This is a genomic window from Cognatundibacterium jejuense (genome assembly GCF_014284255.1).
GTDB classification, from domain to species: domain Bacteria; phylum Pseudomonadota; class Gammaproteobacteria; order Burkholderiales; family Burkholderiaceae_D; genus Undibacterium; species Undibacterium jejuense.
In genome coordinates this window covers 149,887-163,103 of record NZ_JACOFV010000008.1, presented here as the reverse complement: position 1 = coordinate 163,103, position 13,217 = coordinate 149,887, and the positions used below count along the sequence as shown (strand labels likewise).

Annotated in this window: 14 protein-coding genes; 8 read left to right on the top strand and 6 right to left on the bottom strand. The window is 47.4% G+C overall.

The features are described from left to right. The first annotated feature begins 303 nt into the window (after positions 1-303). Together H8K32_RS10380 and H8K32_RS10375 are read left to right on the top strand one after the other, a co-directional pair. Positions 304-1,086, top strand: coding sequence for a bestrophin-like domain (locus H8K32_RS10380; protein WP_186912425.1), 783 nt, complete (start codon positions 304-306; stop codon positions 1,084-1,086). A gap of 18 nt (positions 1,087-1,104) precedes the next feature. After that, positions 1,105-1,884 carry a bestrophin-like domain gene (locus tag H8K32_RS10375; protein ID WP_186912424.1) on the top strand — a complete coding sequence of 260 codons (780 nt, stop codon included), beginning with the start codon at positions 1,105-1,107 and terminating at the stop codon, positions 1,882-1,884. Positions 1,885-2,007: 123 nt separating this feature from the next. Here the strand turns inward: H8K32_RS10375 and H8K32_RS10370 are convergent, their stop codons facing one another. Then, positions 2,008-2,499 (bottom strand): 3'-5' exonuclease family protein, encoded by a 492-nt coding sequence (locus tag H8K32_RS10370; RefSeq protein ID WP_186912423.1) that lies wholly within the window; start codon positions 2,497-2,499, stop codon positions 2,008-2,010. Between the two features lie 107 nt (positions 2,500-2,606). Here H8K32_RS10370 and H8K32_RS10365 point away from each other — a divergent pair, with 107 nt between their 5' ends. Together H8K32_RS10365 and H8K32_RS10360 are read left to right on the top strand one after the other, a co-directional pair. Further along, complete coding sequence (locus H8K32_RS10365) at positions 2,607-3,404, top strand: HNH endonuclease (RefSeq protein WP_186912422.1); 798 nt, start codon at positions 2,607-2,609, stop codon at positions 3,402-3,404. A gap of 45 nt (positions 3,405-3,449) precedes the next feature. Then, entirely contained in the window at positions 3,450-3,746 is a 297-nt protein-coding gene (locus tag H8K32_RS10360; protein ID WP_186912421.1) for a hypothetical protein, read from the top strand. Positions 3,747-3,768: 22 nt separating this feature from the next. Here H8K32_RS10360 and H8K32_RS10355 read toward each other — a convergent pair whose 3' ends face one another. The 5 genes from H8K32_RS10355 to dnaA all read right to left on the bottom strand — a co-directional run bounded on the left by H8K32_RS10355 (position 3,769) and on the right by dnaA (position 9,940). Continuing rightward, positions 3,769-4,104: a nucleotidyltransferase family protein gene (locus H8K32_RS10355; protein ID WP_186912420.1), complete on the bottom strand. Its 336-nt coding sequence runs from the start codon at positions 4,102-4,104 to the stop codon at positions 3,769-3,771. Further along, complete coding sequence (locus H8K32_RS10350; RefSeq protein ID WP_186912419.1) at positions 4,101-4,520, bottom strand: nucleotidyltransferase substrate binding protein; 420 nt, start codon at positions 4,518-4,520, stop codon at positions 4,101-4,103. Before H8K32_RS10350 ends, H8K32_RS10355 begins: the two co-directional genes overlap by 4 nt. A 77-nt stretch (positions 4,521-4,597) precedes the next feature. Continuing rightward, positions 4,598-7,102 carry a DNA topoisomerase (ATP-hydrolyzing) subunit B gene (gene gyrB, locus H8K32_RS10345; protein WP_186912418.1) on the bottom strand — a complete coding sequence of 835 codons (2,505 nt, stop codon included), beginning with the start codon at positions 7,100-7,102 and terminating at the stop codon, positions 4,598-4,600. Between the two features lie 239 nt (positions 7,103-7,341). After that, on the bottom strand, positions 7,342-8,448 hold the full coding sequence (gene dnaN, locus H8K32_RS10340; RefSeq protein WP_186912417.1) for a DNA polymerase III subunit beta: 1,107 nt from the start codon (positions 8,446-8,448) through the stop codon (positions 7,342-7,344). A gap of 103 nt (positions 8,449-8,551) precedes the next feature. Then, on the bottom strand, positions 8,552-9,940 hold the full coding sequence (dnaA, locus tag H8K32_RS10335) for a chromosomal replication initiator protein DnaA (protein WP_186912416.1): 1,389 nt from the start codon (positions 9,938-9,940) through the stop codon (positions 8,552-8,554). 604 nt (positions 9,941-10,544) lie between these two features. Here dnaA and rpmH point away from each other — a divergent pair. From rpmH to yidC, 4 genes are read left to right on the top strand one after another with little or no spacing between them, the layout of a single operon-like run. Next, a complete protein-coding gene (gene rpmH, locus H8K32_RS10330; protein WP_061535510.1) occupies positions 10,545-10,679 on the top strand; it encodes a 50S ribosomal protein L34 in 135 nt (44 codons plus the stop codon). Positions 10,680-10,719: 40 nt separating this feature from the next. After that, entirely contained in the window at positions 10,720-11,130 is a 411-nt protein-coding gene (gene rnpA, locus H8K32_RS10325) for a ribonuclease P protein component (RefSeq protein ID WP_186912415.1), read from the top strand. Between the two features lies 1 nt (position 11,131). Continuing rightward, on the top strand, positions 11,132-11,431 hold the full coding sequence (gene yidD, locus H8K32_RS10320; protein WP_186912414.1) for a membrane protein insertion efficiency factor YidD: 300 nt from the start codon (positions 11,132-11,134) through the stop codon (positions 11,429-11,431). A 19-nt stretch (positions 11,432-11,450) separates the two neighbouring features. Further along, positions 11,451-13,211: a membrane protein insertase YidC gene (gene yidC, locus H8K32_RS10315; RefSeq protein WP_186912465.1), complete on the top strand. Its 1,761-nt coding sequence runs from the start codon at positions 11,451-11,453 to the stop codon at positions 13,209-13,211. Positions 13,212-13,217 lie beyond the last annotated feature (6 nt).

The following is a 13,217-nucleotide window of genomic DNA, read 5'->3' as shown; positions in this document are numbered from 1 at the left end:
GTCAATCAACATAAGCGGACAGTTCAACTCAACGCGACGTTCCCAATTCCATCGCATCCGCTCTCACTTTTTCACTATCAATCGCATGGCAATTTGCCTTCGCGTCATGAGTTCAACAAATCTGTGGTGATCAGACGCGCTTACCGGGCAGGTGCCAAGATGATTGCAGTCTCGATCACAAAGTATTCACGGATCAAGCACATTGAAAAAACGCTAAAAAACTTATCAATTTGTCTTGCTAAAAATGCATTTGTCCGGTATGGTGCGCACCAGAAATATTTTTAGTCCATTGCGGAGAAATTGATGCACCTTATTTACAACTTGCCAGGCCTGGTACAACTGGCTATTTTTGCTGTAGCTGCACTGGCTTTAATGTTTGTCCAACATAAAATCACCAGAATTTTTCTGGATAAATTTTTCTCAGGATATAAATCCGATCTGGCACTCAATATCCATACCTCGGTATCGACGACGCTGGCGCTGATCGTTGCTTTTTCATTAGTTCAGGCTGTCACCACTTTTAAACAGGCCGATCAGGTTGTCCGGCAGGAATCGGTACGCATTAACAACCTCGATCGTTTGCTGGTACGTTACGGTGGCAGCGAAGACGTCAGTGTCATCCGCGCCAGCCTCAGAACCTATGCCAATTCCATCATCAAAGATGAATGGGATGCGATGCAATCGGGTAATGAAAGCGAAACCACAAACAAACTGTTTAAACCCGTTTCCAAAGGCATCATACAGCTCAAACCAAGTAATGCGCGCGAAAATTCGATTTATAGCGAAATGGTGAAGCTAGCCGATGCACTGGCTGATTACCGTGCTGAACGCCTGGAAGCCGCTAAACTGGAAATCCCCATGATTTTCTGGGCCCTGATTTATCTGCTGATGTTTGCCAAAAATACCTTATCCGCCTTCTTTGAACGCAGCAAAACAGCAGACATCGTGATGGCGCTGCAAATGATCTGCTTTTCCTCGTTGATCTTTTTGACCTATTACTTCGATGAACCATTCAAAGGTGAAAGCGGCATTAAACCCACCTTGATCGTGGATGTACTGGACAAAATTTCAAAAAGAACCGATTAAGGTACAAAGGAAAGCACAATGATTAGCTGGCTCTATACACTCCCTGATCTCGCCATCGTGATGATAGGCATGATTTGCGCGGCAGTGATCTTGTTTTCGTTGGAATACCTCACGCGAAAAACCCAATTTCTTTGCAAAATGTCCGATCATGAAAAAGAATTTCTGATCTCCTTGCAGTCCGGTCTGGTGGCTTTGAGCGCGGTATTGCTGAGCTTTTCTTTGGTCATGGTGCTCAATAATTTTGACAGTGCTGACAAAAACGTGTCCGTCGAAGCGAGCAAACTCGAAGAAGCCGATCGCACACTCTACCAATACAACAACAGCAGCACTATCCGCGCTGATTTGCAGCGTTATGCTCAGTCCATCGTGAATGATGAATGGTCGCAATTGCAAATCAAAAAATCATCCGCCGTCACCGCCGATTTGTTGAATAAGTATGACGTCCAGCTGGGAAAACTCAATCCAGGCAACTTGAGAGAGTCCGTCATTTTTGCCCAGATTCTCAAAAATGCCAATGAACTAGCCGAGTTGCGCACCAACCGTATCGAACGCGCACACCTCGGTTTGCACAGCATCTTTTGGTTGGTCAATTTGTCGATCTTATTTGGTGTCTTGCTCATTTCAGCGTTTGGGCTGGCATTGAACAGCGTTGTCACCAAAATCGGCGTCCTGCTTCAAGTCTTTGGTCTGGTCGGCTTGACAGCGATCGTGTTTATCGTTGACCAACCGTTCACGGGCAAAGTATCCGTCACCGCGGAACCGATCGTGAAAACCATCGAGGCGATGAAGCTCCGCTAACTGACGAAAAAAATGCCGTGGTACCAGACCACCGCGGTTTAGCAAAAAAAGCAGCGCCCAGATAACATTGCTATCTGGGCGCTGCCCACCTCAAAGTCGATCAACAAAAGATGGCAGCTAAATTCAGCGCGACTTTCTAAATTCCATCGTATCAGCTTTCACTTTTTCAATATCAAACGCATGGCAATTCGCCTTCGCATCATGCAAGGCGTGATGGTCTTTTAGCTGATTATCGATAAAGTACATCTGCAACGCCACCTTATCCAGATACGGATAAATATTCTTCCCACGTAACCAAGACGGCACCTGATAATCTAACGCATGGCAGAACAGCCGCCAGTCACCATCGTAATCAAAACAAATCACCGGCGCCTGCTCCGCAAATTGCTCCAGCCATAAAACGAGCCGTGTTTTTAGCTCCGCCACAGAACATTGCGCCCCCGGCATCTGCCCCAATTGCGGCACAATATTCGCCACCACAAAATCATTACACTTCGCCAGATTCACCGGCAACTCCGCATAAAACTCATACCGCCCACACTCAGACACCAAACCTATGCTGATGAGTTCGGCATCTTTGAAATCGGTGAATTCTGTATCGATGAAGATGAGCATGTGGGGCTTTCTTTTGAAATTGAATAGATTTCTTTTCTGAAGTCGTTAAATTATCAAAATAACCAGGTTATCATGGCACAAACTAAAACCTTTAGGAATACAAATCAATGAGCGAAACGTCAAATCATTGGACTAGGGAACAATTGTTGGTCGCATTTAATTTGTACTGTCAAATGCCTTTTGGTCGGTTTCATAGCCGTAATCCCGATATTATTCGCCTCGCTGCGCTGATAGGTCGTACTCCATCAGCCCTTGCAATGAAATTAGTCAACATTGCAAGCCTTGATCCACTCATTACCGACACGGGTAGGGTTGGGCTTAAGGGATCATCAAAATTAGATCGGGCAATGTGGAATGAAATGCAAAATGATTGGAATTCTTTCGCGATGCAAAGTCAGACTATGGTTGATAACTTAGTTGAGGCAAGTCAGCCATTGCTTGAAAGTGCCATCACTACAGAATTAGGAATTGTCGAAGATGAATTGGACTACTCTGCCGAAACAAAAGTAGCGCAGACAAAAATTCGTGTAGGTCAAAATTTCTTTCGCCGCTCCGTATTAAGTGCATATTCTGGACGTTGCTGCATTACTGGTTTATCGCATCCAAGTTTATTGGTCGCTAGTCACATCGTACCTTGGAAATCTGATAAAGATAATCGCCTCAACCCGCGCAACGGTTTATGTCTTTCTGCGCTGCACGATAAAGCGTTTGATCAAGGGCTTATCACAATTACGCACGACTACGAAGTCAAGGTTTCCTCTTCTGCTAGAAAATTAGAGAAGAATAAATTTACATCTGAATGGCTATTAGATTTAGACGGCAAGAAAATTTCTTTGCCTGAAAAATTTATACCTTCAAACAAATTCATTTCTTGGCATAACGAACATATATTTTTATCGAATTAAATATTGATTTTCTTAGGTTCTAACGTGAAAGTAAGATTTTTATACATGTATCGTGATGCAGGGAATTTCAAAAATTTTGGCGAAGCTTATTTTGAAAATCCACATGATCTCAGCTTGGAAAGCCTAACAGAAAAAATAAAATCCAATCTTTTAGACGACTTATTTTTTGATGCTTATGCTGTTGGTTTACCAGAATTATTCTTTGAAGATTACGACGACGAACTTGATCACGATTGGCATGAATTTGATCGGTTGGAGCAAGTTGTTGAAAACAACATTGAAGACGACTTGCAGTCGATAAGCGATTTTATTGAACAACTAGAGGCGAAAAGACTAACGTAAATGTCGCGCCGAAAATAGTTCGCTATTCATCTCGCTTAAGTGAAAAAGATTGCCAGACCTTCACTTTATCGTCGTCTATTAGCTGACGAAAACCCTCACTCATCGTCGCCCAATCCGCGATATCCACTTTGAATGGTAAATCGGATTCCGAAAAATCATGCTCAAGTGCTGCGATGAGGCTTAAAGATAAACCTGCCTTGCTTTCGATCACCAGATCAAGATCGGAGTAGGGTTTGGCTGTGTGCTTTGCACGTGAGCCAAATGCCCACACCGTGTCGTTGGGAACATGGCGTTGCAATATCGATGCGATAATCGCCCATTGCTCTGCCGTTACATCAATGTCCGGTTGTTGGCTCATGTTTTGGGTGTACCGCGTTTTTTCAGTTCCTGTAGTAAAGCTTGTCCTTCTGACAGAAAATCCGGCACGATTTGCATGACTTCGATTGCTTTGCTTTCGTCGTAAGTGTGGCTAGTGATACTTCGCGCCTTGCGGTAATCTTTCCAGCGATCCCAGCCGCTGCGCAGCAAACCTTGTTCGCTGCCAGTTCTGATTAAGTCCGCAAAAGGTAGTTCGTCGATTTCAACAGGATTCGCTGCGGCAAGCTCTAGATATCGCTTAAGCATTTTGTGTGACAGCTCATAGCAGAATTCAAAGCGCTGAATGCTGGCGTCGCGGTAGAGGGTGTTGCCAGTGTCTGCCTTATACGCCTGCAAAGCTTCGACAAGTCGCTGCAGAGCATTTTCTAAAGAGCTCAGATCGAGTTGAATTGCCATGTCTGCTCCCTGATTACTATCGATAAAAAAGGCCTGCCGGGAAACGGAAGGCCTTTTCATTGTGAGGCTAATTGATATTAAACGTCAATATTCCCCGCCCTCAACGCATTGGACTCAATAAACGCGCGGCGTGGTTCGACGTCGTCGCCCATCAATGTCGTGAAGATCTGGTCGGCGGCGATGGCGTCTTCGATCTGGACTTTCAAGAGGCGACGGACGGTTGGGTCCATGGTGGTTTCCCACAGTTGGCTTGGGTTCATTTCGCCCAGACCTTTATAGCGTTGTTTGACGACGACGCGCTCGGCTTCGTCGCGCAGCCACAGCATGGCGTGGTGGAAGTCTTTTACCGCGATTTCTTTGGCTTTCTCGCCTTCGCCACGACGCATGAAGGCGCCTTCGCCTAGCAGGCCTTTAAACGTTGCTGCGGCGCTTTCCAAGACCTTGTAGTCGGTTGCTTCGACAAAGTCTGCGTCGATGCTGGTGACTTTGATGTTGCCGTGGTACAGGCGTTCTATGCGCAAGCTGAAGGCGCCGGACAAATCGTCGCTACGTACGATGGCTTTGACGGCCGGATCATTGATCGCTTGGGTCATGTTGATCGCGGATTGTTCTGCGTGTTCCAGCGTATCCATTTTCAAGGTGACGCCGGTCATGATGGCAGTCAATGCAGCGCGGTCAATGACGCGGGTTAAGCGCATCATGATGGCGTTGGCCAGATTGTATTGGCGTACCAATTCTGCCAATGCGTCGCCGGTGATAGGGTCAGCGCCGGTACTTGGGATCAGCGATGCGCCCGACAATGACACGTTCATCATGTAGCTTGCTTCTTCGGCGTCGTCTTTCAGATAGCGTTCATCGCGACCGGCTTTGACTTTGTACAGTGGTGGTTGGGCGATGTAGATGTGGCCGCGTTCTACCAGTTGTGGCATTTGGCGATAGAACAGGGTCAGCAGCAAGGTACGAATGTGGGCACCGTCAACGTCAGCATCGGTCATGATGATGATGCGATGGTAGCGCAGTTTGTCAGCGTTGAATTCGTCAGGGCCGATGCTTGTACCCAGCGTGGCGATCAAGGTAGTGATCTGTTCGCTGGAGAGCATTTTTTCAAAGCGGGCTTTTTCGACGTTGAGCACTTTACCGCGTAATGGCAAAATCGCCTGGAACTTACGGTCACGACCTTGTTTGGCAGAACCGCCCGCGGAGTCACCCTCGACGATGTACAGTTCGCACAGGGCTGGATCTTTTTCCTGGCAATCAGCAAGCTTGGAAGATAAGCCCAGGCCATCCATGACGCCTTTACGACGGGTCAGTTCACGGGCTTTGCGTGCTGCTTCGCGGGCGCGGGAGGCTTCAACGATTTTGCCGCAAATGATTTTGGCGTCGTTTGGTTTTTCAGCTAAGAAGTCGGTCAGCGTTTTGGCGACGATTTCTTCTACCGGGCCACGTACTTCGGAAGAAACGAGTTTGTCTTTGGTTTGTGAGCTGAATTTTGGTTCAGGTACTTTGACGGACAAGACGCAAGTTAAACCTTCGCGCATATCGTCGCCAGTGACTTCAACTTTGGCTTTTTTAGCGTATTCGTGTTCTTCGATGTATTTGTTGATGACGCGGGTCATCGCAGCGCGTAAGCCAGTTAAGTGGGTACCACCGTCGCGCTGTGGAATATTGTTGGTGAAGCACAGTACTTGTTCGTTGTACGCATCGTTCCATTGCATAGACACGTCAACAGTGATGTTGGTACCTTGGTCAGAAACACGTTCGCCAGTTGCCTGGAAAATCGTTGGGTGCAATACGCTCTTGGCTTTGTTGATGTATTCCACAAAACCGCGGGTGCCGCCTTCAAATGCAAACAACTCTTCTTTACCAGTGCGGTGGTCGTTGAGTTTGATGCGCACGCCATTGTTCAGGAAAGACAATTCGCGGATACGTTTTGCCAGAATTTCGTAATGGAATTCAACGTGGGTGAAGATTTCTTCATCAGCCCAGAAATGCACTTCAGTGCCGCGTTTGTCGGTGTCGCCGACGACTTTGATCGGGGAAGTGACGACGCCGTCAACGGTTTCGAGTTCACGGTTTTGCGGTACGCCACGGACAAATTCCATGGTGTGAACTTTGCCGTCGCGACGAATCGTCAGCTTAAGTAATTTGGATAAGCCATTCACGCAAGAAACACCAACGCCGTGCAAACCACCGGAGACTTTGTAGGAGTTTTGATCGAACTTACCACCAGCGTGCAACTCGGTCATAACGATCTCAGCCGCGCTACGCTTAGGTTCGTGCTTGTCGTCCCATTTGATACCCGTTGGAATACCGCGACCATTATCGGTAATCGAAATGGAATTGTCGGTATGAATCGCGACGTTGATTTCTGTGCAGTGACCTGCCAGAGATTCGTCGATGGAGTTATCTAACACTTCGAAGACCAGATGATGCAAACCAGTGCCGTCCGACGTGTCGCCAATGTACATGCCAGGGCGTTTGCGCACGGCTTCCAGGCCTTCCAGAATCTGGATGGAGGATGCGCCGTATTGATTGGAACTGGCGGCTGGAGCTGGTTGGTTCTCTTGGTTTTGATCGGACATGGCTACCTTCGTTTGTGTTTACTGCGTGTTCATGGGTATTCAATCCCTTACTCGCTCATTTTGTTGTGGGCGGGGAAGGGTGGGGTGGCGGAGTGGATACTCTGCTAAAAAGACATTGAAGATCAGATTGAACAACTGGCTGCGTCTCGTGCAGTTGGCTGTAGTTCACCTTTATCAACGACCCTCACCCCTGTTCCTCTCCTGATTGCGGGAGAGGAGTGGCATGCTTCAATTCAGGTTTAAATTCTCATTGGCATGACAACGTATTTGAAGTCAGTGTTTTCTGGAACGGTGATCAATGCAGATGAATTGGAGTCACCGAGAGACACGCAGACTTGATCGCATTTCAGGTTGTTCAATACATCCAACAAATAGCTGACGTTGAAACCGATGTCGACGCTATCGCCGCCGTAATCGATTTCGATTTCTTCCATCGCTTCTTCCTGATCGGCATTGGTCGACAAGATTTGCATGCTGCCTGGTGTGATCACACAACGCACACCTTTAAACTTGTCCGACGTCATGATCGCTGCACGTTGCAACGAGCGCAGCAATTGTTCACGACCGAGTGTAAAGCTATTTTTGTAGCCTTTAGGAATCACGCGATTAAAATCAGGGAATTTACCTTCAACCAGTTTGGACACCAGTTCGATATCGGCAAACGTCAGTTTGACCTGATTGTTGGCGATGTCGATTTGTACCGGGTCTTCTTTGTCTTCCAGCAAGCGCTGCAATTCGATAATTGTTTTGCGTGGGATGATGACTTCATGGCGTGGGAACTCTTGTTCCACTTCGACCTGGCAAAACGCCAGACGATGACCGTCAGTCGCAACGGCAATCACGTTTTTACCATCGACCACCAACAAGAGGCCATTGAGGTAATAACGGATGTCTTGTTGCGCCATGGAGAAATGCACCATGTTGAACAAATGCTTCAATGTTTTTTGCGGCAAATTGACGCTGGCATTGAAGTGTTCAGCTTGTGCAACAGTCGGGAATTCTTCTGCTGCCAAGGTTTGCAAAGAGAAACGCGATTTGCCAGACTGCACGCTCATGCGCTTGTTGTCCAGCTTGAGAACGACGTCCTGATCATCCGGCAGTGCGCGCAAGATATCCAACAATTTGCGTGCAGCAACCGTGGTAGCGACAACATCGCCACCTGAACCGATCTCTGCCTTGGTCGTGATCTGTACTTCGATGTCCGTCGACAAGAAGGACACTTGTTCACCGTCTTTGCGAATGAGGATATTGGCCAAAATCGGCAATGTGTGCCGACGCTCGACAATACCACTCACAATTTGCAAAGGCCGGAGCAGTGTGTCCCGGTGGGTTTTTACCAATTGCATTTGAAGTCCTCGCTAATCGTGGTTGAATACAATAAATAATATTTAAAACTACTTTAATGCTTTAGTACTGCTGCTATTTTGTTTTAACCCGCATTAACCTGCATCAGCCCTTCAGGGTCTGTTCCAGCACGTGCAATTCATGATTGCATTCTGGATTTTTGCTGCGATCTGCGGTGATCTTGCGCACTGCATGCAAGACCGTGGTGTGATCGCGGCCGCCAAACAATTCGCCAATTTCTGGCAAACTTTTTTGCGTTAATTCTTTGGCCAGGTACATCGCAATCTGGCGCGGTCTGGCGATATTGGCCGGACGTTTTTTAGAATACATATCAGCGACTTTGATATTGAAAAAGTCGGCGACGGTCTTCTGAATATTTTCGACAGAAATCTGACGATTTTGTACTGACAACAGATCTTTTAAGGCTTCTTTGACGACATCAATCGTGATCTCTTTGCCATGGAAACGTGAGTAAGCAAGAATCTTGCGCAGTGCGCCTTCCAGCTCACGCACGTTGGAGCGCAAATGTTTGGCGACAAAGAAAGCCACGTCATCAGAAAAGTGCACACCTTCGGAATGTGCTTTTTTGAGCAAAATTGCGACCCGCATTTCTAATTCTGGTGGTTCGATGGCGACCGTTAAACCAGAGTCAAAACGCGAAATCAGGCGATCGTCCATGCCGGTGATTTCTTTGGGATACGTATCACTGGTGATGATGATTTGCTTCTTGGCAGCGATTAACGCTTCGAACGCATAGAAGAATTCTTCTTGCGTGCGGCTCTTGCCACCAAAGAATTGAATATCATCGATCAATAACAGATCGAGCGAATGATAGTAGCGTTTGAATTCGTCAAAGCCTTTGCGCTGGTACGCTGTGACCACGTCACGCACATATTGCTCGGCGTGGATGTAGCGGATTTTGGCATTCGGGTTATCGACCAGAATCTGGTTGCCGATCGCGTGAATCAAGTGCGTTTTACCCAGACCAACGCCGCCGTATAAAAACAGCGGGTTATACGAAACGCCAGGGTTGTTGGCAACTTGAATCGCTGCGGCGCGCGCCAATTGGTTGGCTTTACCGGTCACGAAACTATCGAACGTTAGTTCGACATTGATACGGCTCAGGTCGCGGCGAGGCGATGCTTCTGGTGCTACGACTTCAGCCTGAATTTCTGGTGCACTGTTGCTGCCTGGTATTTCGCCGTCCACACCGGGTCGAGTAGGCATCGGCGCTGGCGCTGCTTTTTTGCCGCCACGTGGATCGAGCACAAAAACGACTTCAACCTCTTCATCCCAATACTGATTTGCCAGCTCAGAAATACGATTGGCGAATTGGGCTTTCACCCAATCGAGCTTAAAACGATTGGGCGCAGCAATACTCAGCTTGCCTTCTTCGAAGGAGAGCGGTACGAGCGATTTGATCCATGCACTATATTGTTGCGGTGGAAGCTCTTGCTCAAGTTGGGACGAACAGGCTTGCCAGAAATTTTCCATGTATGACTTTAAATTATTAAATGCAAATGCGCGGTGCCGAATTAATCTTTCAGGGTGTATGTAAAACAGCCTCAGCAAGTGGGTAACAAATACCTGTCAGTAAAACTGATTGGTTTGCCATACATTGCGGGAACACTTTTCCATCAACCCCGATACTTTCGATTTTATGAATAAAATGCGAAACAGATAATAAATATCTTCATTCGCTCTTTTAATTCAGTTTTATGAAAGTTGCCATGAAGGCATAAACCGGTGCCGCGCTAATCCTCTATTTTAACCCCGACTGGGCGAGTTATCCACAGCCTTAGATTAAATTTATTCTTTGCACTGCACCAGCCTTGGTAAACCGCTTTTGATTAATTTTTACGCTAAGTGATTGACACGTAAGGTAAAAATGGTGTCTAATTACGGGTTCCCTACCCTCTTTTATTGGATGGTGCATTGTTTGTGGTGAGTTTTTCCGATTCAGCACATGCGTAGTACAGTAATGCAGCAAGCCATGAGCAGCGGTTTTGGGGCAGTAAAGGTGAAAAGCCTGACGTAAATAACGCAAGCCTTTACCCGTAATTCCGATTTTTTTTATTGCTCAAATAGCGAGACCAACATGAAACGTACTTACCAACCTTCCGTCGTTCGCCGCAAGCGCACTCACGGTTTCCGCGCACGTATGGCAACCCGCGGTGGCCGCGCTGTACTGAACGCACGCCGTGCTAAAGGCCGTAAACGCCTGGCAGCTTGATTTTAAATTTTTGGTCTGCGGCAGCTTTGGCTGACATCGCATGATCAATCTTTTAGCTGACCAAGTTCAGGCGGATGCCGGTGGTGCAGATTTTGCACGTGCCCGACGCATCATTAAAACGGATGAATTTTCATCCGTTTTTCGTTTGCGCCCCGTGCAAAAGACGCCCCATTTTGTGCTCTACGCCAGAGCCAATGAGTTGTCGCATGCTCGTTTAGGTGTGGTCGCTGCCAAGCGCTTTGCGCCGCGCGCAGTGACCCGCAACACGATCAAGCGTGTAACGCGTGAAATTTTCAGATGTTCAGCCTTACAAAACGTCGATTGCATTGTGCGCCTGTCACGACCCGTCAACAGCAAAGACGGTCCAGCTACGACTGCCCAGCTCAAACGCGAGCTGCGGGCGGAGATTCTGCGCCTGTTTGCCGCCCCTGCCTGTAAAAAAGTGGGATGACATGAAAACACTACTGCTCCTGTTGCTACGCTTTTATAAGTATGCAATCAGTCCTATGCTGGGGCAGAATTGTCGTTTTTACCCGAGTTGTTCTGAGTATGCGGCGCAGGCGATACAAATCCACGGCGCAGCTAAAGGCAGTTTTTTGGCTGGCAAACGCGTGTGTAAATGCCATCCGTGGCATCCCGGCGGCGTAGATCATGTCCCGCCAGCTAGTGAAAAACAAAAGATTGTCCCCACATCCGACCAATGCTGCCATGAACACTCTGGCAGCACGGGTCATTCCTCACACTTTTCCTGACATACACCAAATGGATAAAATGGATATCAAACGTACCGTCCTGTGGGTTATTTTTTCCATGTCGCTGTTGCTCCTGTGGGACAACTGGATGCGCCATAACGGCAAGTCATCTATGTTTTTCCCTGCAGCCGCAACGCAGCAAGCAAAAGATGCTAAGACAGCAACGGCAAATAATTCCTCAGTACCAACAGCCAACTCTGCTAATGCTGCCAATGGCACGACGGCAGTTCCTGCGAATGGCGAAGCTGTTGCAGTCGCGGTCAAAACTGAGCGTATTACTATTACAACCGACGTGATCAAGGCGGATATTGACACCCTGGGTGGTGAAGTGAAACGTCTGGAATTGCTGCAATATAAAGATCACCCTAAGCCAGAACATTTCTACTATCCGTTTTTGGAAGCTATCGGCTTGCGTGAAAAAGCACCTAGCGATAAAAATGTTGTGTTGTTTAGCGAGAACGATACCCGCACTTATCTGGCACAAACCGGCCTGGCGAATGCAGCTTATCCAAATCACAAATCCGTTTTCGTGGCGCAGCCAGGTAAGCGTAGTTTAGATGGTAGCGACAGCGTACAGTTAGTATTGGTATCTGAACAAGGTGGCGTCAAACTGACAAAAACCTTCACCTTCAAAAAAGGTGACTATGCGATTGACGTCAAACACACTGTGACCAACAACACAACAGCCGCGATTACGCCTGCTTTGTACTTGCAATTGATACACGATGGTACCAAGCCTGAAGGCGGTTCCATGTTCACTGGTCCTTCTGAATTCTATGCACCTGCGGTGTACACCGATGCAGAACATTTCCAGAAACTGGATTTTGAAAAAATTGGTAAAGCAGAACACGAACAGCCAGGTAGCAGCAATAACAACCACGCTAAGTCTGCGGACAACGGCTGGGTTGCGGTGATTCAACATTTCTTTGTTTCCGCTTTTGTACCGCAAGACAAGTCGACACGTGAATTCCGTACTGAAAAAGTGCGCGACAATATTTATTCTGTCAGCACGGTATTGCAACTGGGCAGCATTGCTCCGGGTGCAAGCAAAGATTCTGATGCCACTTTGTACACTGGTCCACAATCGACAGCGACTCTGGAAAAAATCGCTCCAGGTCTGGAATTGGTCAAAGACTACGGTATTCTGGCAATCATCGCTAAACCGCTGTTTGGTCTGATGAGCTTCATCCATGGTCTGATTGGCAACTGGGGTTGGACGATTGTTGTGTTCACCATTTCGATCAAATTAGCGTTGTTCCCATTGTCCGCTGCTGGTTATCGCAGCATGGCAAAAATGAAAGTGGTGACACCTAAGATGCAGGCTGTGCGTGAACGTTACAAAAACGATCCGCAAAAAATGAATCAAGCGATGATGGAATTGTACAAAACCGAGAAAATCAATCCGCTCGGTGGCTGCTTCCCTATTCTGATTCAGATGCCCGTGTTCTTGTCTTTGTACTGGGTATTGCAAGCCAGCGTTGAAATGCGTGGCGCACCTTGGATGGGTTGGATCACTGATCTGACTTCACCAGATCCACTGTTCATTTTGCCAGTGATTTACGCGATTTCTATGTACATCACCACTAAACTGAATCCGGCGCCAGCAGATCCTATGCAAGCCAAAATGATGATGTTTATGCCATTGGCGTTCTCAGTGATGTTCTTCTTCTTCCCGTCCGGTCTGGTACTGTATTGGGTAGTGAACAACATTCTGTCGATTGGCCAACAATGGGTGATCAATAACAAATTGATCCCACCTGAGCATAAAGTGAAGGCTTAAGCATTA

Bases quoted from the DNA above. Each gene is read 5' to 3' on its own strand.
- H8K32_RS10380 (WP_186912425.1), top strand. From the start codon at position 304: ATGCACCTTATTTACAACTTGCCAGGCCTGGTACAACTGGCTATTTTT.
- H8K32_RS10375 (WP_186912424.1), top strand. From the start codon at position 1,105: ATGATTAGCTGGCTCTATACACTCCCTGATCTCGCCATCGTGATGATA.
- H8K32_RS10370 (WP_186912423.1), bottom strand. From the start codon at position 2,499: ATGCTCATCTTCATCGATACAGAATTCACCGATTTCAAAGATGCCGAA.
- H8K32_RS10365 (WP_186912422.1), top strand. From the start codon at position 2,607: ATGAGCGAAACGTCAAATCATTGGACTAGGGAACAATTGTTGGTCGCA.
- H8K32_RS10360 (WP_186912421.1), top strand. From the start codon at position 3,450: ATGTATCGTGATGCAGGGAATTTCAAAAATTTTGGCGAAGCTTATTTT.
- H8K32_RS10355 (WP_186912420.1), bottom strand. From the start codon at position 4,104: ATGAGCCAACAACCGGACATTGATGTAACGGCAGAGCAATGGGCGATT.
- H8K32_RS10350 (WP_186912419.1), bottom strand. From the start codon at position 4,520: ATGGCAATTCAACTCGATCTGAGCTCTTTAGAAAATGCTCTGCAGCGA.
- gyrB (WP_186912418.1), bottom strand. From the start codon at position 7,102: ATGTCCGATCAAAACCAAGAGAACCAACCAGCTCCAGCCGCCAGTTCC.
- dnaN (WP_186912417.1), bottom strand. From the start codon at position 8,448: ATGCAATTGGTAAAAACCCACCGGGACACACTGCTCCGGCCTTTGCAA.
- dnaA (WP_186912416.1), bottom strand. From the start codon at position 9,940: ATGGAAAATTTCTGGCAAGCCTGTTCGTCCCAACTTGAGCAAGAGCTT.
- rpmH (WP_061535510.1), top strand. From the start codon at position 10,545: ATGAAACGTACTTACCAACCTTCCGTCGTTCGCCGCAAGCGCACTCAC.
- rnpA (WP_186912415.1), top strand. From the start codon at position 10,720: ATGATCAATCTTTTAGCTGACCAAGTTCAGGCGGATGCCGGTGGTGCA.
- yidD (WP_186912414.1), top strand. From the start codon at position 11,132: ATGAAAACACTACTGCTCCTGTTGCTACGCTTTTATAAGTATGCAATC.
- yidC (WP_186912465.1), top strand. From the start codon at position 11,451: ATGGATATCAAACGTACCGTCCTGTGGGTTATTTTTTCCATGTCGCTG.